This window comes from Halomonas sp. DP8Y7-1 (assembly GCF_019801685.1).
GTDB lineage: Bacteria > Pseudomonadota > Gammaproteobacteria > Pseudomonadales > Halomonadaceae > Halomonas > Halomonas litopenaei_A.
Window position 1 is genome coordinate 681,887 of record NZ_JAHVIN010000005.1, and the last position, 20,209, is coordinate 702,095.

At 62.5% G+C, this 20,209-nt stretch carries 17 protein-coding genes; 5 read left to right on the forward strand and 12 right to left on the reverse strand.

Going from position 1 to position 20,209, the window contains the following annotated elements:
* Position 1: 1 nt before the first annotated feature.
* Both KUV41_RS08290 and KUV41_RS08295 read right to left on the reverse strand, forming a co-directional pair.
* Positions 2-757, reverse strand: coding sequence for a molecular chaperone (locus KUV41_RS08290; RefSeq protein WP_206942946.1), 756 nt, complete (start codon positions 755-757; stop codon positions 2-4).
* Positions 754-1,296, reverse strand: coding sequence for a fimbrial protein (locus KUV41_RS08295; protein ID WP_206942944.1), 543 nt, complete (start codon positions 1,294-1,296; stop codon positions 754-756). The genes KUV41_RS08290 and KUV41_RS08295 overlap by 4 nt, the downstream gene beginning before the upstream one ends.
* A gap of 453 nt (positions 1,297-1,749) precedes the next feature.
* On the opposite strand from KUV41_RS08295, the gene KUV41_RS08300 reads away from it, so the two are divergent.
* Entirely contained in the window at positions 1,750-3,156 is a 1,407-nt protein-coding gene (locus KUV41_RS08300) for a phospholipase D family protein (RefSeq protein WP_224908199.1), read from the forward strand.
* Positions 3,157-3,247: 91 nt separating this feature from the next.
* On the opposite strand, the gene KUV41_RS08305 is transcribed toward KUV41_RS08300, so the two are convergent.
* The 5 genes from KUV41_RS08305 to KUV41_RS08325 form a co-directional block, all read right to left on the reverse strand.
* Positions 3,248-3,685, reverse strand: a complete 438-nt coding sequence (locus tag KUV41_RS08305; RefSeq protein ID WP_222485532.1) for a GFA family protein — start codon at positions 3,683-3,685, stop codon at positions 3,248-3,250.
* 137 nt (positions 3,686-3,822) lie between these two features.
* Positions 3,823-4,302, reverse strand: coding sequence for a peroxiredoxin (locus KUV41_RS08310; RefSeq protein ID WP_222161942.1), 480 nt, complete (start codon positions 4,300-4,302; stop codon positions 3,823-3,825).
* A gap of 45 nt (positions 4,303-4,347) precedes the next feature.
* Entirely contained in the window at positions 4,348-5,055 is a 708-nt protein-coding gene (locus KUV41_RS08315; protein ID WP_206942935.1) for an SDR family oxidoreductase, read from the reverse strand.
* Between the two features lie 205 nt (positions 5,056-5,260).
* Positions 5,261-6,610: an MFS transporter gene (locus tag KUV41_RS08320; protein WP_206942933.1), complete on the reverse strand. Its 1,350-nt coding sequence runs from the start codon at positions 6,608-6,610 to the stop codon at positions 5,261-5,263.
* Between the two features lie 563 nt (positions 6,611-7,173).
* Entirely contained in the window at positions 7,174-7,929 is a 756-nt protein-coding gene (locus KUV41_RS08325) for a murein L,D-transpeptidase catalytic domain family protein (protein WP_374107041.1), read from the reverse strand.
* Between the two features lie 345 nt (positions 7,930-8,274).
* Here KUV41_RS08325 and KUV41_RS08330 point away from each other — a divergent pair, with 345 nt between their 5' ends.
* The 3 genes from KUV41_RS08330 to KUV41_RS08340 all read left to right on the forward strand — a co-directional run bounded on the left by KUV41_RS08330 (position 8,275) and on the right by KUV41_RS08340 (position 12,670).
* On the forward strand, positions 8,275-9,996 hold the full coding sequence (locus KUV41_RS08330; RefSeq protein ID WP_261395955.1) for a murein L,D-transpeptidase: 1,722 nt from the start codon (positions 8,275-8,277) through the stop codon (positions 9,994-9,996).
* Positions 9,997-10,132: 136 nt separating this feature from the next.
* The gene (locus KUV41_RS08335) at positions 10,133-11,362 is read left to right on the forward strand and encodes an MFS transporter (RefSeq protein ID WP_206942931.1); all 1,230 of its coding nucleotides are present in this window, start codon (positions 10,133-10,135) and stop codon (positions 11,360-11,362) included.
* A 252-nt stretch (positions 11,363-11,614) separates the two neighbouring features.
* Positions 11,615-12,670 (forward strand): spermidine/putrescine ABC transporter substrate-binding protein, encoded by a 1,056-nt coding sequence (locus KUV41_RS08340; protein ID WP_206942929.1) that lies wholly within the window; start codon positions 11,615-11,617, stop codon positions 12,668-12,670.
* A 199-nt stretch (positions 12,671-12,869) separates the two neighbouring features.
* Here KUV41_RS08340 and KUV41_RS08345 read toward each other — a convergent pair whose 3' ends face one another.
* The 5 genes from KUV41_RS08345 to KUV41_RS08365 form a co-directional block, all read right to left on the reverse strand.
* Positions 12,870-13,481, reverse strand: a complete 612-nt coding sequence (locus tag KUV41_RS08345) for a LysE family translocator (RefSeq protein ID WP_222485534.1) — start codon at positions 13,479-13,481, stop codon at positions 12,870-12,872.
* Positions 13,482-13,605: 124 nt separating this feature from the next.
* On the reverse strand, positions 13,606-15,945 hold the full coding sequence (locus KUV41_RS08350) for a xanthine dehydrogenase family protein molybdopterin-binding subunit (protein WP_222485536.1): 2,340 nt from the start codon (positions 15,943-15,945) through the stop codon (positions 13,606-13,608).
* Positions 15,942-16,445, reverse strand: coding sequence for a (2Fe-2S)-binding protein (locus tag KUV41_RS08355; RefSeq protein WP_206942923.1), 504 nt, complete (start codon positions 16,443-16,445; stop codon positions 15,942-15,944). The genes KUV41_RS08350 and KUV41_RS08355 overlap by 4 nt, the downstream gene beginning before the upstream one ends.
* 373 nt (positions 16,446-16,818) lie before the next feature.
* Positions 16,819-17,343, reverse strand: a complete 525-nt coding sequence (locus tag KUV41_RS08360; protein ID WP_206942921.1) for an invasion associated locus B family protein — start codon at positions 17,341-17,343, stop codon at positions 16,819-16,821.
* 203 nt (positions 17,344-17,546) lie between these two features.
* Complete coding sequence (locus KUV41_RS08365; protein ID WP_206942919.1) at positions 17,547-18,347, reverse strand: arylamine N-acetyltransferase family protein; 801 nt, start codon at positions 18,345-18,347, stop codon at positions 17,547-17,549.
* Between the two features lie 252 nt (positions 18,348-18,599).
* Here KUV41_RS08365 and KUV41_RS08370 point away from each other — a divergent pair, with 252 nt between their 5' ends.
* Positions 18,600-20,153, forward strand: a complete 1,554-nt coding sequence (locus KUV41_RS08370) for an ABC transporter substrate-binding protein (protein ID WP_261395956.1) — start codon at positions 18,600-18,602, stop codon at positions 20,151-20,153.
* Positions 20,154-20,209 lie beyond the last annotated feature (56 nt).

Here is a 20,209-nt window from a genome sequence, read left to right on the forward strand (position 1 = left end):
GTTATTCGAGCTCCGCCTGACGAATCACCACGGCGCCATAGTCATTGACAGCCTGGTACCACAGCGATGTGTGGTGAGCGTCAGCAGCGGTCATTGGCCAGCTGGCCTGGCTGTGAGGGGCGATCATGTCCAGCGATATATCCGTCGTCGCTGGATCCTGTTGCCAGGATGCCGATAGCAGAGAGACGTGCACGTCGCTGGGATTGGTGCATTCCAGCAAGGTCTGGCCGTCACGTTTCAGGATCCGCCACTGGAGTCCTGCAATCGCTGCTGTCGCACTGACCTCCAGGTCGGCGGGACGATAGAACAGCTTCAGGCGCGTCAGGATGCCGAGCTGCAGCAGATTGCTGGGTTGCTCGGACATTGGCGGAACTTCCTTGATGTTGAGCCAGTAGAGCGATTCCTCCTGGGTCTGGGTCACCGGACGAATGCGCAGAATGCGCAGTGTCTGGCTTTGGCCAGGATCGAGGCGAAAGACGGAGGGGGTGACCAGGAAGGGCGAATCGGCGTCTCTGGCGGGGCGCGACCCAGCCACCTCGTCCGTCCATGCCTGGACCAGCACCGGCACGCTGTCCTTGTTGTCCAGGCGAATGGTCTGCTCGTGCAGGTCTTCGCTGTAGACCACGCGGGTACCGTTGATGGAGACGCTGGCCAGGGCCTGCGTAGCGGTCGACAGTGCCACCAGGCAAAGTACGGCCAGGCAGAGTAGACCGCTTGGTGCAGATCGCCAGGACCTCAACACGCCCATGGCGTTCATTGATAGATGATCTCGATAGCACCAGTGGCCTTCACCGTGCCTGCGGTAACGGCAGCAGCCGTGGATTGGTACCAGGCGGTGAGCGGAATGACTGTCGTGCCTGTGCCTGCGACGATATCGACAGGTGGCGTGCTGTCATTGTTGGCGGCTTTGACCCAGGCATCGTTGGCGTCATAGACGGCAATCCCCACGTTCTTGGCCGTGCTGGTGGCATCCAGCAGGAACAGGCCGGTGGTGGGATCAACCTGGCTGTCATCTCCGGTAAAGCGTACGGAGACTTTTTGTGCGCCGGTCGTGCCTGCCGTGCAGGTCAGCGCCAGTTGAAACGCCTTCTGGCCCGCCCGTGTGCCGGCGGCGCCAAAGGCTCCGGTAGAAATCTTTGGCAGGGTGACCGAGGTATCGGCGGTAGGAATGGTGCAATTGGCAGCGACGATTTCGCCATTGAAGGTAATGGTGCCATCGGCTGCCTGGGCGTTGAGCCCCGTGACCAGCAGGGCGGCCAGGCTGATGGGAGCGACGAGCGACAGGCGGGTAGACATGAGAGATCTCCTGAGAGGGAAGGAGCGCATGATGTACCTCGTTAGAGAGGGATCAGTGCGTTCAGAAGTCGTACATGTCAAAGAATATTAACTACAGGTAAATTAGTGTTGAGCTAAGTCAATTTTTGGTATTTTCTTTATCTTTGGTTTCTCAAATGTGTGAATTTGTTAAGTTTGTCCTAAGACCTTAAGTAACTTTCAATGATGTAGGTGTGGATTGGAGCTAGAGAGAGGGATATAGAGGCGTTCTTTTAGGACTTTCGCTATTCTGTGCCGATCAACACAGGACACACGGATTCCATCATGCGCGCGTGGCTTCACTCGTTCAGGGCAGGTCTGATCTTGGCTTCGGCCATCACATTGACGGCGTGCAGTGGCCTTCCGCCATTGGAGGGGCGAAGCGAGACACGCTATCTGCCCACTGATGACGCACGACATACGGCACTAGGGGAAATGGTGTCCCCGTATGTTGACGCTCATCCCGGCAAGAGTGGCATCCATCCGTTGCGCAATGCGCACGACGCCTTCGCCGCTCGCCTGTTGCTGGCGGAGTCGGCGGAGCGGACGCTGGACGTGCAGTACTACATCTGGCACGACGACATCACCGGCTCCATGCTGTATCAGGCATTGCTGGATGCGGCGAATCGCGGTGTGCGTGTCCGACTACTGCTGGATGACACCAATACGGCGGGCCTGGACGACAAGCTGGCGGCTCTGGACGCCCACCCCAGCATCGAAGTGCGGCTGTTCAATCCCTTTGTGGTGCGCTCGCCACGCCTGGTTGGCTACGTGACCGACTTTTCACGGGCCAACCGCCGCATGCACAACAAGTCGCTGACCGTAGACAACCAGGCCACAATCATCGGTGGGCGCAATATCGGTGACGAGTATTTTGGCGCGGGTGACAACGTGATGTTCGCCGATCTCGATGTGGTCGCTATTGGCCCGGTGGTAGAGCAGGTGTCTGCTGACTTCGATCGCTACTGGGCCAGCCAGTCATCCTATCCGGCGAGTCGTGTCATCGATTCGGTGGGGCGTGAAGGGCTGGCGCAGCTCGAGCAGTCGCTGGCCGTCGCCATGGGCTCAGACGATTCCAAGGAGTACCGGGAGCTGCTGGATGACAGCCAGTTCATGTCGTCGATTCGGGAGGGCAGCCTTGAGCTTGTGTGGGCCAATGCCTTGATGGTCAGCGATGACCCGGCCAAAGGGCTTGGGCTGGCAGATGACGAGGACCTGCTGACAGGGCGCATTCGCGGGTTGCTCGGGCCACCTCGCGACACCGTGCACCTGGTGTCACCTTATTTCGTGCCGGTAGAGAAAGGCACTCAGATGTTCGCCGACCTTGAAGCCCGTGGGGTAGAGGTCACCATCCTGACCAATGCGCTGGAGGCCACTGATGTGGCAGCAGTGCACGCGGGATACGCCAAGCGTCGTCGTGAACTGCTGGAAGCCGGCGTCAGCTTGTTTGAGCTGAAGCGTGCTCCCGATGCGCCAGGGCGCAGCGACGCGGCAGGCCCCTTTGGCAGCTCCGGCGCTAGCCTGCACGCCAAGACCTTCGCGGTAGATGGGAATCGTCTTTTCGTCGGTTCCTTCAATTTCGATCCGCGATCCGCCAGGCTCAACACCGAGCTGGGCTTTATCATCGAGAGTCCCGAGCTCGCCCAGGAGATGGAGCGCGTGTTCAACACTGACGTGCTGGACAACGCCTATGAAGTGAAGCTGGACGAGGACGGCAGCATGTACTGGCTCGAGCGCACCCCGGAAGGGGTGGTGCGTTACGAGGGCGAGCCGAATGTCGGGGTGTTGCGGCGTGCGGCAGTGTCGCTGATCTCGATCTTGCCGGTGGAGTGGATGTTGTAACGGCACTGTGGGTGGATGGCGTTTGACCGGCAACAACGGCCAGCACCCTGCTGGCCGTTTGCGTGAAGGGACCCCGCGGTGGGGGTGTCCTTCAGTCATCGCCGCCGAAGGCGTCAAATACCTCCTGGCCGGTCATGTCCTGAGTCTGGTTGCCAAAGTGGTACCAGGCTGGCTTCTGGTCGATGAAGATCTGGTGGTCGAAGTGCCAGTCCTGTCCCTGATCGATCAGCCCTGCCGGAATTTCGTAGTGCTGACCGTCTTTCAAACGGTAGAAGAGGTGGGTGCCGCAATGCCGACAGAAGGCGCGCTCGGCCCACTCCGAGGAGGCAAAGACGGTGATGGCGTCTTCTCCCTCCAGCTCGATGGGGCCGGCTGGCTCCACGGCGAACAACGGACCACCGCCCCAGACTCTGCACATCCGGCAGTGGCAGGCAGCCACCTGGTAGGAGGCCAGTGGCACCGTGAGCGTCACGGTACCGCACAGGCAGCTGCCACTGACGCGGTGGGATGGCGTTGATGCGGTATTCATGTCACGTGCTCCTGCAGGCGGGATGCCTCAAGCCTAGCAGAAGCACGTGGTGGGGCACGTCTGGACCGACGTCGGAATGCGGACGCCTACCGGCCATGAGAGCTGGCCTGCAAGCGCAGGCACTTTTCGTACAAGCCCTAGAGTGAGGCCAGCACGGTATCGGCGCTCGACGCCTCAATCACGCCGCGCTCGGTATCCACGCCCAAATACTGCACCACGCCGTCGTCGACGATCATGGCGTAGCGCAGGCTGCGCACGCCCATTCCGGCGCCGCTGGCGTCCTTGTCCATGCCGATGGCTCGGGTGAAGTCCGCATTGCCGTCGGCAAGCATCGTCAGCGCCTGGGCATTTTGATCCTGCTGCCAGGCGCCCATGACGAAGGCGTCGTTCACCGACAGGCAGGCAACGGCGTCCACCTTCTCCAGCAGCTTGTCGGCATTGACCACGAAGCCAGGCATATGGGTGTTGGAGCACCCGGGCGTGAAGGCCCCAGGAACGGCGAACAGAACCACCTTGCGTCCGTCAAACACGTCGCGGGTAGAGATGGCTTCCGGCCCCTTGGCGCCGTTGGTGTAGAGCGTCACATCTGGCAGGCGATCGCCGATGGCAATGGTCATGAAAGTACCTCAGGTCAGGGAAGTAAAAGGGGGATGCAGGGACCGTCAATCAGCGTCCGTGATGTCGTCCTGCAAAGGTGGGGTGGGACGCACGAGAATCTCGTTGACGTCCACGTGGCGCGGCTGGGAGATCGCGTACATCACGGCGTTGGCCACATCGCGGTCTTCCAGCGCGTACTCCGGCGGTTCGTCGAAAAATGGGGTGTCGACCATGCCGGGTTCTATCAGCGTCACGCGTATACCGCTGCCGCGAAGCTCCTCGCGCAGGTTGTAACCGATGCCTGAAACGGCCCACTTGGTCGCCCCGTACATGGAGCCAGGAAGTGTGGTTCTGCCTGCCGCAGAGCCGGTAAGGAGCAGGTGGCCCCGGCTGCGCCGCAGGGCAGGGAGGCAAGACTGTATGGTCAGCCCAAGCCCGTACACGTTAGTCATCAGCATGGCCTTCCACGTTTCCGGGTCTGCCGAGCTGAAGCCGCCAGGTGAGCCACCTCGGCCCGCGTTGGCAAATACCGCATCGATGCGGCCAAAGCGCTCAAGCGCTTCCTCGACCATCATCTTCTGGGCCTCGGGATCGGTCACGTCCATGCCAACGGTCAATACATTTTCGGGGCCCAGCTCCTGAGCAAGGGCCGTCAGGCTTTCCTGGGAGCGGGCTGCAAGGACCAGATGGTAGCCTTCCCTCGATGCCGCTCGTGCGGTGGCAGCGCCGATGCCGCTGGACGCTCCGGTGATCAGCAACACTCCTTCTCGCATCGCATCCTCCTGGTGGCTCGGCTCCAATCGCGTCGGTGCTCGTTTCAGCATGCGTGGCTCCGGCGCATGTTGCAAACCTCTGGGCACAGGGGACGTCTTTCAAGGGCAAGCGCAAGGACCAGGAGACACAGTAAAAGCCCGGCGCAAGGCCGGGCGGTCATGCAGTGACGTTGGCCGCGCCTCCAGGCAGGCGGGCCGGGACGACTCAGCGTAACGACAATGCGCTACCACGCTCGCCCTGGGCAGCGTCCTCGTAGGCTGCCGCTTCCTCGGCCTCCACTTCAGGGCTGAACCTGACCAGCAGGGCGCACAGGGCGGCCAGGATCACTGCGGCGCCCAGGTAAAACAGGCCCTGCTGATAGCTGATCGTCTCGGAGCGAAACAGGAATCCCGCGGCCACGGCGCCCGCATTACCACCGGCACCGACGATCCCCGCCACTGCGCCAAGAGCACGCCGATTGATGAAAGGCACCACGCCGAAGGTGGCACCCTCGGCCATCTGCACGAACAGGCTGAACACCAGCATCATGCCGATGGCCAGTGCCAGCACGTGCATCTGGGAGAAGAACATCAGCGCCACACCCTCGCACAGCAGCGCGATGAAAAGCCAGCGAACGCGGCCCTTGAGGCCAGCGTTACGCGCAAACAGATCCGAGAAGATACCGCCCATGGTACGTGCGAACAGGTTCATCAAGCCGAACAGACCGGCGATCATGCCGGCGGTGGCCAGCGTCAGGTCGAAGTTATCGAAGAAGTAGATGGCGGCGATGTTGTTGATGGTCAGCTCCACGCCGAAGCAGGCCGCGTAGACGACGAACAGTGCCCATACGCGAATGTCTCGAGCGGCGGCGCCGAAGGTGCTGGCCATGCTGCCTTCTCCCGACGCTTCCTCCAGTTCACCGCGGGCACGCAGCTCCTTGAAATTGCCGTCGGGGGCATCCTGGGTAAAGCGGTAGTAGCAGAGTCCAGCGATAAACATCACTACCCCGGGAACGACCATGGCCAATCGCCAGCCCAGGGTCTCGCTGACCCCCAGCATCAACAGCCCAGAGAAGATCAGCGGCATCAGGATCTGGGTGGTGCCGCCCCCCAGGTTGCCCCATCCGGCAGAGGTGGCATTGGCGGTGCCGACCACGTTGGGAGCGAACATCACCGACGTGTGGTACTGGGTGATGACAAAGGAGGCGCCGATGGCGCCAATGGCCAGTCGTGCCAGCAGAAAGGATTCAAAGCTGTCGGCGAAACCAATGCTCATCACTGGCAGGGCGCCAAGGCATAGCAGCCAGGTGTAGGCCAGCCTAGGGCCAATGCGATCACACAGAACGCCAATGGCCAGCCGGACAATGACCGTGATGGCGACCGAGGCAATGATCGTATTGCCTATCTGGGTCTTGGTCAGGCCGAGGTCGTCTCTGACCACCGCCATCAGCGGGGCGATACCAAACCAGCCGAAAAAGCAGAGGTGGAACGCGAACCAGGAAAAGTGGAAGGCTCGCATTTGCGGAGTCGAGAAGGAAAACAGGCGGATCCTGTTGGCCTTGTGGCGCAGATTCATGGAACAGTCCTCCAGGGTGGACGAACACGCGAACTTGTTTGGCCTTCGCCATTGAAGGTCGGGTCCGACGCACTCGTACCCCGAGGGGTCTGGTCCACGTCCGGCACACACTGGTTGATGCGAAGCAAGTGAAATGCCGGTGAAGGATAAGCGCAGCCTAATCAGTCGTTTGTGATTTTTTGCGCTGCTGGCGTGCAGGGGGTGGCGACCCGCGGTGCATCGATGCGGTGCATCATTAGCCGCCATGCATGGTCGGAGTGCGCCTTGCAGGTGCCCCCAGCGGGATGCTGTGCGCCTTGAACCGAGCCTTTACCGCACTCGCCATGACGTAGATGTTGCTCGGCGAGATGCCATGGTCGCTGTTGGCTGCAGTCGAGTAGAGGAGGTAGAGGAAGTAGATCAGGGGGAAGAAGGAAAAGGGGAAAAGGAGTCTAGGGAATGGAGAGCTGAAGAGGCATAGCGCTTCAGATCGAGGTGGATGTCACGTGGGATACGTGGGTCTGTGCGCCATCAAGAGCTACGGCACGGAGGCTCCGTGCCGTTAGCATCCTCGGCAGGCGTCATCAGCGCGACAGCGCAGCGACTTGCTGATCTTGACGTGGGCAGCGCAGGTAGGCGGAGCTGTTCAGCCAACGCTGGTCCGGATAGTAGGTGAACAGATACTGGTTGTCGCGAATACTGTTGATCAACGGCACGGCGACCTCGTTGCGGACTGCCGGGCAGCCGTGGCTGCGACCGATTCGACCGGTTCGTTCAATGAATTCCTGGCTGACGTAGTCGGCACCGTGCATGACGATTGCGCGGTCGTAGGCGTTGTCGTTGACCCCCGGCTCCAGTCCTTCCAGGCGCAGCGAATAGCCATTGCTGCCGACATAGCTGTTCATGGTGCGAAACAGTCCGATGCTCGACTGATAGCTTTCGGGAATGTTCGAAAACATGCTGGCCACGGCGTCGCCAGAGTTCTTGCCGTGGCTCACCCATTCGCGAAAGATCAGGCGGGGCTGCTTCAGGTCGAAGACCCATAGCCGGCGTTCGGTGGACGGCAGCGAGAAATCGATCACGGCCAGGCGCTCTGCATCAGGATCAGCGCAGTTGATGGCGCGAGCGGCGAGACTTAGAACCCCCGGGTTGGCCTTGGGTGCCAGGCGCGCCAGGGTCTGCTCGAGGGAGTTGTGGTTCCAGTGGTCCTCCCGGGTGGCGTCGCGAATAAAATCCTGAGCGCTGGCAGGAGCCGCAAAAATGGCGCACAGGGTCAATACTAGAGCATGGGTGAGACGTGTCTTCATGCGATGGTAGGGGGCTGAACAATGGGTCGACATGCTCATCAAGGCTCCGAGGACATACAGTGGCGTCGGTGGTGATCGTAGCTCGCTGTTCTGCTGCAGGCGTCGTGACAGGAGCCAAGAGACAAAGGCTGCGGTGGCCGGCCATGGCCTCGGTGCATTGCGCTATCTCAAGGCGACACGCCATCGCTGTCGCAGCGTCGCAAGGTGTCATGACGTAAGGTCGTGTAAGCGGTACGCTTAACTTTATGACGATACGCTGTCGTCGTGACACATGCTGTAAAACAGGTCGGGTCGGTGGAATACCGTACCGACGACTCTATTATGACAATACCGCCCGGGATGGCCAGTATTGACGTCAAGTTGCAGGGAGTTCAGGTCATGTTTAACCCGAATGTGGTACGGCGGCTAATGCCAGGGAAGGGCATTGCCGCAGCACTTTGTTACGCCATGCTGGTGTCTCCGGCGTGGGCGGCAGTAGACGGTGATGATGGCACCGGCGAGACGGGTCCTGCCGCGACGGGACTTTCGTCGGCATCCTCCACGGCGGAAGGGGGAAGCGTCGAGGAAGCGTTGCAAGATGTCGGCGGCGTAGTGCCTGGCCCACTTGCGGGCCGCCTGATCGGCGCATCCGAGATGGCCCAGCGCTTCTATGGACTGCGTGGCCAGCGCGCTGTGTGGACGGATATGGAGCGGGTAGATGCCCTGGTCGCGGCGCTGGAAGACCTGGATGACGATGGCCTGACGCCGCAGGATTATGCGCCGGCGGCATTGTTGAGCCAGGCTCAGTCCAGTGATCTGTCGACTCCGGGGGCTTTTGAGGTCAAGGCAACCGAGACGCTGCTGGCAGCCATGGCGCACCTGCAGCGAGGCAAGGTCGATCCGCTGAGGATCGATAACGACTGGGAAGTGGACGTCGATCCCCCTGCCTTTGACCTGGTGAGGCTTTCCCGTGAGCTGGACCGTGGCGATGTTGCTGCCGCCCTCGAGATGGCACGCCCTCCGTTCGAGCCCTATCGCCAGCTGCGCTCGGCTCTGGCGCGCTACCGCAACATCGAGCGCTTGGGAGGCTGGCCGCTCTTGCCTGTACGGGAAACGCCGCTGCGTCCGGGAGACCGGGACGCCGATGTGGCGCTGTTGAGGCAGCGCCTGGCGATGATCGGTGAACTGGAAGTGATGGCGGCAGATACTGCCCACTACCCGCAGCTTGATCTGCAAGCGCCCGAGGCGGAAGTCTACGACGAGCCCCTGGCCGCAGCGGTGCGTCGCTTCCAGCGGCGTCATCTGTTGACCGATGACGGGGTGGTCGGACCGAATACCCAGGCCGCGCTCAACATGACCGTGGGCACCCGCATTGACCAGATTCGCGCCAACCTGGAACGGGCACGCTGGCTGCTGCATGGCTTGCCTGAGTCCTTCGTGCTGGTGGATATCGCTGGGTATCGGCTGAGTTACTTTCGTCCCGATGGCAACGTCTGGCGATCTCGCATCGTCGTGGGTCAGCCCTACCGTCGGACGCCGACCCTGCGCTCCGAGATCACTCACCTGACCCTCAATCCGACCTGGACAGTGCCTCCCACCATCTATCGTGAGGATATCCTGCCCAAGGTGCGGCGCGACCCAGGTTATCTGGCGAGCCGGGACATGGTGGCCCTGTCTTCCTCCGGCCAGCGTCTTGATCCCTATTCCGTGAACTGGTCGAGCCCCGGTGGAGTGATGCTGCGCCAGGGAGCTGGACCACGCAATCCGTTGGGTCGGGTGGTGATTCGCTTCCCCAATGACCATCTGGTCTACCTTCACGACACCCCTTCACGGGGGCTGTTCAACCGTACCCAGCGGGCCTTGAGCTCCGGCTGTATTCGGGTGGAAGGGGTGGCTGAGCTCGCCCAGCTGTTGTTTGATGACTCCAATACGTCGGCTAGCGTCAGCCGCCTGATCGGCGATGGCAAGACCCGCAATGTGTCGTTACAGCGACGTATTCCCGTGGTGCTCAATTACTGGACCGTGCAGCCGGAGGCCGATGGCCACCTGGCCTTCAGGCCCGATATCTATAACCGTGATCGTGCAGTGGTCACGGCACTCGATGCTCCGGTGGTGCTGTAGCGGCCCTGCGCACACATCGTCTGTTGCCGGCCCCTTGGGCGTGTTTCCACGTTTCTCGGGGCTCGGCAAAAGGTGTATTGCAGTGACTTGTTAGACGGGTAATGATCTGGGTTCACCCGTCGACGAGTCCTGTTTCATGTCTTTCCCACGTCTGCCCGCCTCCAGCCTGTGGTTGATTGTCAGCGGCTGTGTCTTGCTGATGATGTCCTTTGGGCTGCGCTCGAGTTTTGGACTCTTCGTCTCGCCGATCACCGAGGCCAACGGTTGGGGCCGAGATACCCTGGGGTTGGCCCTGGCGATTCAGAATCTTGCCTGGGGTGTCATCGCGGTGCTGGCCGGCGGGCTGGCCGACCGTTTTGGCAACGTCAAGGTGCTGATCGGCGGCAGTGTGTTGTATGCCGCGGGCATGTGGATGACCGCAGGCGTATCCGAGGTGTGGGCGCTGCACACGGGGACCGGGCTGCTGGTAGGCGCAGGAGTGGCAGGCACTGCCTTCGGTATCGTGCTGCCTGCCTTGGCAAGAGCGGTGGCTCCCCATCAGCGTCAGCTGGTGCTGGGCGTCGGTACCGCAGCAGGGTCCATGGGACAGTTCTTGCTGGTACCGGTGGCCCAGCAGTTGATCGGTGCCTTTGGCTGGGCTGGGGCGCTGCATGTCATGGCGCTGATGGCCCTGGCCATGGCGGTGCTGGCCATGCCTCTGGCCTCGTCCCGGGCCACGTCCGCCGCCGCCCAGGTCAGCCCAGAGCTTGCCGAGCGTGACTTCCGCGCCACCCTGGGGCTGGCGCGGGGCCATCTTTCCTACTGGTTGCTGACCATCGGCTTCTTTGTCTGCGGCTACCATGTTGCCTTTATTACGGTACACATGCCGGCGTTCCTGACCGATGCAGGCTTCGCACCTGAGGTGGCTGCCTGGTCCATTGGCCTGATTGGCCTTTGCAATGTGGTGGGATCGCTGGCCTCGGGCATGTTGTCGGGCAGGTTCACCATGCGCGGCGTGCTGATCGCCATCTACGCAGGTCGAGCGGTGGCAATCACGGCGTTTATGCTGCTGCCGCTCAGCTTGGGGTCGGTGTGGGTGTTCAGCTGCGTCATGGGACTGTTGTGGCTGGCCACGGTGCCTCCCACCACGGGCCTGGTGGCGACCATGTTCGGTACCCGATATATGGCTACCTTGTATGGAGTGGTCTTTCTCGGTCATCAGGTCGGCAGCTTCTCGGGAGTATGGCTGGGCGGGTGGCTGTACGAGACGACCGGAAGCTATGCAGGCTTGTGGTGGAGTGGTGTGGCCATGAGCCTTGTCGCCATGGCGTTGCACTGGCCCATTCGCGAGAGCGCCGCCCAGCCGCGTGCGGCAACCGCCATCTGAGTGTAGCTGCTGAATGTAGCTGCGTAGCAGGGGCCGAATCCGGCCGGGCAAGGAGAGGGAAGGAGAGGCCAGTGCCCGAGTGCCGTTGTCGTTATCAGAGAATTCGTGAAGACTGATATACCGCAGGGGGTCGGCGGTGCAGTATAACGTTGACGATGCAGTGGAGATGAGGCGACGTCCTCGATCTTCGACGCTGCCATCTGCCACACCTTGATCTGTACACCTCACCTTGAATAACAACGAGGCAATATCATGCAGCGATGGATAGCACTGGCGGCCTTGGGCCTGGCAAGTACTGGAGTGATGGCGCAGGACAATGACAAGCTGTACCTGTTCAACTGGACGGAGTACATGGATCCGGCCCTGATCGAGGCCTTTGAGCAGGAGTTCGAGGTCGAGGTCGTGCAGAACTACTTCACCTCCAATGCCGAGATGTTCTCCAAGCTGGCCGCCGGCGGTGACGCCCAGTATGACGTGGTGGTGCCGACCGACTATTACGTGACGCGACTGATCGATGCGGGACTGGTGCGGGAGTTGGATGACGAGCGCATCCAGGGACGTGAGCACTTGATGGAGGCCTTCCGTCACCCCTCCTATGACCCCGACGAGCGCTACAGTGTGCCCTACCTGTGGGGCGTCACAGGGATCGTCTATGACACTCGAGTGTTCGAGGAGCTGCCGACGTCCTGGAGCGTGCTGTTCGACCCGGCGGTCAACCCGGATCAGCCTTTCGCCCTGCTGGGCGGCGATCCTCAGGTGTCGTTGGGCATGGTCTGTGCCTACCAGGGTGCCGGTTTTGACTGTACCGGCAAGGAGGCCTGGATCGACGCCGCCAAGCTCGCCGGTCAGACCCTTGAGCGTGACAACTTCACGGGCTTTGTCGATAGCACGGCGGCAGTGGAGCAGGTCGCTCGCGGCGTCAGCGCCATTGCGGTGACCTACAGTGGGGATGTGGATTACCGCAAGGCGGACTCCCCCGAGATCTACGGCGACCTGGCCTTCTTCGCACCGGAAGAAGGCGCCCAGCTTGGCGTGGATACCTTCGTGGTACCCGCACGAGCCCCACATCCCGAGCTTGCCGAGGACTTCATCAGTTTTATGATGCGTCCGGAAAACGCCGCCAAGGCAGCCAACTACGCGTACTACAGGACGCCAAATGAAGCCGCGCTGCCGATGGTGGATGAAGCGCTGCGCGAGGTGTCCCAGTTGGATGCGACGGCCAGCGACCACCTCGTGACCACTCCCTTGATCGAAGGCGAGGCACTGACGATGCTGCAACAGCTATGGACCGAGGTGCGCTCGCGCTGAGGTATTTCTGAGGAGCTGCCTGCAAGCGCCTGTGCTCGTCGATTGCTCGGTTCGGACATGGAGGAGGCTAGCGCCCAGGACGTCTGGGGGGCCGCCTCCTGTACAGCCATCTTGCTACTGCCTGGCCTTGATGCCCTCGTGGCAGCCCTGGCACACAGTTCCGGCAAAAGTCGCGAGGGCGACGGCAGCTGCCTCTCCGTTATCTTTCCACCAGAGCCAGCTTGGCACTCAAGGCAACGAAGGTCCCCGCGAACAACCGCCTAAAGGCGGTCATTACTCCAGGACGCTGCTCGACATGGTGTCTGATCCAGGCGGCCCCCAGCCCGTAGGCTGAAAAGACCATGAGGGTCATCAGCATGAAGATGCCTCCGAGGCCGAGCATCTGTTCGAACACCCTCTCTCCAGCGGTGATGAACTGCGGCAGAAAGGCCAGTAAGAAGACCGACAGTTTGGGGTTGAGGACATTGATCACGGCACCGATGATACCGATTCTGACAAGCGATAGCTGGCGCGGGGACTGGCCGGAGAGTTCCAGGGCACCCCCCTGTTTCAACAGGCAAAGGGCCATGTAGAGCAGGTAGATCACCCCGAGGATCTTGAGCACGGAAAAGGCCAGGGCGCTGGTATGCAGGATGGCGGCAACGCCGGTGATAGCAGCAACCAGGGATGGCACAATGCCGAGTGTGCAGCCAAGCGCTGCGGCCAGGCTAGCCTTCTCACCCCGCTCGAGACCGGTCGCCAGGGTATAGATGACCCCTGTGCCGGGGACAAGCACTACGACAAGACTGGTAAGCAGGAAGTCGATCGACATCCAGACGCTCCTTCATCCGGTGGGCGTTGACGGCAAGCAGGCGGCCAGGCGACCCTTTCAAGGTAGTCTGGCCGCTCGCTTTTTTCTGGAAGTTTCCGCGCAAGGGGCTCGCTCCAGGTTGCTGTCAGCCCTTCAACTGGTTGCCCACGGGCAGGGTCCTGATGCGCTTGCCGCTGGCGGCGAAGATGGCGTTGGTCAACGCCGGAGCCACCGGGGGGAGGCCTGGCTCGCCCACTCCGCCCATGGGCGCATCGGGGTTGTCCACCAGATGTACTCGAACGTCCCGCGGCGCGTTGGACTGGCGCGGCAGCAGATACTGGTGGAAGTTGTCCTGCTCGATGCGCCCGTCCCTGGCGCTGATCTCGTTGAGCAGGCCAATGCCTATCCCCATGACCACCGAACCCTCCATCTGGGCGCGGATACGCTCCGGGTTGACCCTGGGGCCACAGTCGAAGGCCACGTCGGCCTGATGAATGATGACGCTGCCCTGTTCGCTGACCTCCACCTCCAGCACGATGGCCGTGTAGGAGCAGAAACTGTGGTGCACCGCTAGGCCCTGGCCGCGTCCCTCGGGCAGTGACTTGCCCCAATCGGCTTCCTCTGTCACTCGTTCAATGACCCCACGCAGGCGTCCCACGTCGATGGTGTAGCGTTCCGGGTCCTCTCCATAGTTCCAGCTGGCGCCGACCGACATGGGATCGATCTGGCGTGCCGGGCCCAGCAACTCCAGCAGGTAGTCGCGATGGTCACGACCCGCACTGGCGGCCAGTTCAGCGACGAAACTCTGGATGGCGAAGGCGTGGGGCAGATTGACCACCGAGCGGAACCAGCCGATGCGCTTGTGGGCCGGCGCTTCACCGTTTTCCAGTGACAGGTGGGGGATGTCGAAGGGCAGCGGGGTCAAGCCCATGCCGAGCTCGTAGGTCGCCTTGTACTTGGGGTCTTCCTTGAAGATCGACATGATGGTTGGCGCCAGCGTGCGATGGCGCCAGCCCTGAACCTTGCCGTCGGCGTCCAATCCGGCCTCAAGCCGGTCGATGGACAGGGCGTGGAAGTAGGTATGGTGCAGATCGTCCTCGCGGGTCCACTGGAGCTGCACCGGGCGGCCGTCGAGGGCGCGGCTCAGGTGGGCGGCCTCGACCACGAAGTCTGGCTTTGCCTTGCGTCCAAAACCGCCGCCCAGAAGCGTCTGATGCACACTGACGTTGGCGCCGTCGATGCCGAGCTGCCTGGCCACTTCGTCCCTGGCGCTCTGGGGATCCTGTACCGGAGCCCAGGTGTCGACCGCTCCATCGACGACCCGGGCGATGGCCACCGGTGGCTCCATGGTGGCGTGGGCCAGGTGTGGCATGAAGTAGGTGGCAGTGTGGCTCGACTCGGCGTCGGTCAGCGCCGTCTCGATATCACCGCTGGCCCTGAGCACCTTGCCGGGGGAGTCGGCTCGTTCCTCGAGCATCTCGCGATAGCGATCGGTACCGTAGCCGGCGTTAGCCTCGACGCCGTCGGTGTCCCACTCGATCTTGAGCGCCTTGCGTCCTTCGATGGCGGCCCAGGTGTTGCTGGCAATGACGCCGACCCCGCCCAGGGGATGGAAGGCCGATGGCTGTGACGTACCGTCGAGGGTGACGGTCTTGATCACACCCGGGATCTCCAGGGTGGCGCTGTCGTCGACGCTGGCGACCCTGGCGCCCAGCACGGCGGGCCGGGCGATCACCGCATAGGCCATGTCGGGCAGCCGGACATCGCCGCCGTAGATGGCCTTGCCGGTCACGATGTCTTCTCCGTCAACAGCGGGGGCGCGCTCGAGCTGGTCAGGGTCGCCATCGTGGCTCGGCCCCATCGACTTGCCTATCCATCGCCACTCGCTGGCAGGCTTGAGGGTGAGGCTATCCCGCGCGGGAATGTCCAGCTCGCGGGCGGCGGCGGCCAGCTCGCCGAAGCCAAGTTCGCGACCGCTGGGCCTGTGGATCACGACATGGACGCCTGCTCGGCACTCGTCCGGGGGAACGTCCCAGCGTGCTGCCGCGGCCTGTTCGAGCATGGTGCGTGCCGCTGCTGCAGCCCGGCGCATGGGGTCGAACCAATGGCGCATGCTCCGCGAGCCGTCGGTGTCCTGGTTGCCAAATCGCTCGGAGTCCCCCGGGGCCTGCAAGGCCTTGACCCGGCGCCAGTCGGCGCCCAGCTCGTCGGCGGCCACCATCACCAGGCTGGTGCGGATGCCCTGTCCCATTTCGGCGCGGTGGTTGGTCACGCTGACACTGCCATCGTCATCGATCTGGATAAACACATTGGGGTTGTCGACCCAGCCGTAGGGCATCGCGGCGGCGCCGTACTGCTGCTCGTCGGCGGACAGGGCAAGGTCCCAGCGAGCCGCCAGTACCAGGGCGGTGCCTGCCGACAGCCCTTGCAGAAAGCGGCGGCGCGAGACGTTGGCCAGTAGCAGGGTCGCGGTGGTCTGGTTCATGCCTGCCCCCTCTCGTTGCGAGACGCCTTGGCTGCTTGTTGAGGGGAGCCGCTGTCGGCGGCCCGGTGAATGGCCGTGCGAATGCGGTTATAGGTACCGCAACGACAGATATTGCCGCCCATGGCGCTGATGATCTCGTCGTCTGAGGGGCTGGCGTTGTCCTTGAGCAGCGCGGTGGCGCTCATGATCTGGCCTGCCTGACAATAGCCGCACTGGGCGACGCCTGCGTCCAGCCATGCCTTCTGTACCTCGCGACCGACCGGATCGGTGGCCATGGCTTCGATGGTGGTGACCTGCTTGTCCACCGCAGCAGACAACGGGGTGACGCAGGAGCGCACCGCCACCCCATCCAGGTGTACGGTGCAGGCGCCGCACAGGCCCATGCCGCAGCCGAACCTGGTGCCGGTCAGTGCGACCACATCGCGCAGCGCCCACAGCAAAGGCATCTGTTCAGGAAGATCCAGCGAGTGTTGCTCGTCATTGATGGTCAGGGTAATCACGGTCTTCTCCTCGGCGTCTTGTTATGGCGTCTTGTAATGGCGCCTCTTTAAGGCGTCACGGAGGGGATCAGACAACGCCTCCAGAGGAACAGGATAGGCAAGATTCCGCTGATGTTTTGTGCCACTTTCGCTCAAAAGAAGGGCGCAATGACCGCCGTGTTCAGGAAAGTTCGACGAGCCTGGGCGCGGAGGGGCCATGAAGATGGCAAGGCGAGCGCGCGACGGGGTCAGAGCAAGGCGGGGAAAAGCATGCGCTCAGCGGCGGACGTAGCGGGACGGGGTGATCGAGCGGGGAAGGTGGCCCGGCACATCACCCTGACACCAGAGTGATGTGCCGTGTCGATCGATTGGCCCCATAGATCGGGGCGGGCAATCAGTTCTGGTCGACGCGGTCCTTGGCGGCGCTGAAGCCCATCAGCGACACGTTCAGATCCTGGCGCTGTCCACGCGGGTTGACGATGCTGACGGTCGCCGAGTTACCGGCCTTGAGCTGGTTAAGCAGCTGCGGCTGGAGAGGAATATCGGCGCGGCAGCCCTGCGGCACGCAGACCTGATACGGCATGCCAACGGGCTGGTTGGAGTCGACCTGGAGCTGCAGACCGGGGGCCAGACGCACGCCCAGGGGCACCAGGAAGGTCATGGCGGAGCTATCCAGCTGCGCAGGGTTACCCACAACAACGCGCAGGACGGGCTCCCCGTCGGCGCCATCGACCAGCTGGGTCATGGAGCAGGCGCCGTCAGCACGGTTGACCGGGCAATTGACTTCCCAGGACTGAAACGTCTCGGTGTTGACGGCGGGTCCGGCGTTACCGGTGCTCTGGGCCGCGGCCAGGGGAGACAGGGCCATCAGGCTGAGGGCACCGGCGGTACGCAGTCCGGACGCGAGGCGATTGAACATAGAAGGCAGGCTCCTTTCCAAATCCATTGGCAAACAAAGGGTCGGGGCATAGTTCAACACGGAATGCCCCCCGTTGGCGACTGCTGCGAGGGGGCAGCGTGATGAAAAACAGGGAGGTGCGCCGAATAAAGGACAATGTGTTGGAAACGACAGCGAGGTTTGGCCGGGTGCCACCGCACCTGCTGGACATGGGCAGCGTCGGTTCAGGGCTGTAACGGTGCCAAGGCCTCGTATTCAGCGTCCAGCTCGATACCAAAGTGTTGGCTCAAGGCGGACAGGTAGTCCTCGCCAGCCGCCACGGTGGATTCGTGAAGGATGCCGTGTCGATGTTCTCGCAGGTTGAAGTTCGACAGGGTGACCAAGCCCTCCTGGGTGACAAGGGACGCCATCCGTGAGGTGGTGAAATGCAGTCCCGGCCAGGTCGAGGTGAAGTGATTGGCGATCTGAATATCGCCGGCGCAGACGGTCGACAGGTCGCTACTGTAGAGGTCCACCCACTGGCCATCGAGCTGTGACTGCAGCATCACTCCAAACTGGGGGTCCTCAAGCAGGCGCAGAGACTGGTCACCGTGCTGTTGGGTCAGGCCAGGCTCCAGGCGGATGGGCGCTCTGGGGGTGTTGGCGCCAAAGCCGGTATCCACCAGCCATTGCTGCTTGCCCAGCGAGACCAGGGCCAACTGGTGGCTGCGCCCTGTCGGAGTCCCTGACAGGTGGACTCGCGCCAGTATCGCTCGGGCGCGGAAACCGCAGGCGTGAAGTGCCATCAGCAGCAGGCCGTTGAGCTCGAAGCAGTAACCTCCCCGTGGCTGATGCACCAGCTTGCGGACGATGGCGTCCGCGCTGACGTCGACGCCACGGCCCAGGCAGATATCGAAGTTTTCAAAGGGCAGGTGGGTCACCTGGGCACGCTGGATGTCGGCCAGGAAGTCTTCCGTGGGGGAAGCGCTGGCTGCCAGTCCCACTCGGTCGAGGTACTGATCCAGTGGAAACTGGCCGGGGTTCATGTGCTATCCGTCATGGTTGAGGGTAGTGCCTCAGCCTAGCGCTCCCCGAGACGCCTTGCTATGTGATGTCTTGTGCTGCTTCGGGCGTTCGCCAGGGGGCGTCTGCTGCGTTGGACGCTATGTACCCGTGGACAAATGTCACCGTGGCCTTCTGTCAATCCTCTTGATGTTATAACATCGCGAAAATTTTTGGCCTGCAAACACGAAGAGGACGCATTCATGCTGCGGAGTTCACGATCGAAGGAGGGGCGAATGCCTGTTCTCAAGATGCTGGCTGGTGCCGGAAAGGCCTCAGGCTTGCTCGCTGCCAGCCTGTCTGCGGCTGCGCTGAGCACGGCGCAAGCGGCCGATGGCCGGGTGGATGTAGTAGCCCCCTGGGAAGTGGGCAGCATCGAGCCGACCCAGTCGGGCCACATCTTTGGCCGCATGGAGGTGGGCGAGACGCTGGTTGATGTTGCCCTTGACGGTGAGTTGATCGCTGGCCTTGCCACCGACTGGCAGGTCGATGACAGCGGCCTCGAGTGGCGCTTCCGTCTGCGCCAGGGGGTGGAGTTTCATGATGGCAGTCCCATGACGCCGGAGACCGTGGCCCAGTCCCTTGAGCGCACTCTCGGTGAGCCGGGGGTGCTGTCTCAGGCGAGCATCAGCCAGGTGGCTGTCGACGAAGACGAGCTGGTATTGACGTTGGATGCCCCTTACGGCGCGCTACCTGCCCTGCTGAGTCATTACTCCACCCAGATTCTTGCGCCATCTGCCTATGACCAGGACGGGCGGGTGGTGGCCTACGTGGCCACTGGCCCCTACCAGGTAGCGACCGTCGAGACACCACAGCGCCTGACCACGACTCGCTTTGACGCGTACTGGGGAGAACCACCGAGCATCGCCGAAGCCAGCTATCTGGCGGCGCCACGAGGTGAAACACGCTCGCTGATGGCACAGTCGGGCGACGCGGATATCGTGCTGACCCTGGATGCTGCCAGTCAGGCGAGGCTGAGCCGTGCGCCCAACGTCGAGGTCATGGCGGTGCCGATTCCTCGCACCGTTTTGTTGAAGCTCAACGCTGCGCGTCCTGGCCTGGATTCCCCGCAGGTGCGGCGGGCCGTCAGCATGGCGATCCAGCGTGAGGGCATTGCTCGGGGCATTCTGCGCAGTGACGATGCCATGGCCAATCAGATGATGCCGCCGGGCGTGGCGGGCTGGCATCTGGACGGACTTGCCCCCTTGACGCAGGACCTGGACGAGGCGCGACGGCTGCTGGCGGAGGATGGCTGGACACCAGGTCAGGATGGCGTTCTGACCCGAGACGGCGAGAGGCTGGCGCTGACGCTGACGACCTTCTCCGATCGCCCGGAGCTGCCCTTGATCGCTACGGCGCTGCAGGCTCAGCTCGCAGAGGTGGGGATCGAGGTGACCGTGGATGTCGCCAATTCCAGCGAGATTCCTTCCCGCCACCATGACGGCAGTCTCGACATGGGGCTGATGGCACGCAACTTCGGTCTGGTGCCCGATCCCTTGCCCATCATGCTCCAGGACTACAGTTCAGGCCAAGTCGGTGGAGACTGGGGGGCGATGAATTGGTCCAGTCGTACCCTCGACGAGCTGCTCGGCGAGATGCAGGCGGCCACCGATGGCGCTACCCGGGAAGCGCTTGCCGGTCAGGCGGCTGAGGTACTGCATCGGGAGCTGCCAGTGATTCCGATCGCCTGGTACGTGCAGACCGCCGCCGTCAACGCAGCTCTTGAAGGGTTCGAGCTGGATCCGTTTGATCGTAGCTATCGCATCAGCGAGTTGGAGTGGGCGCAGTGATAGTGAGTAAACCGCTTGACCTGCCTGCCGTGTCGCTGGGCCCGGTCTCGATCTTC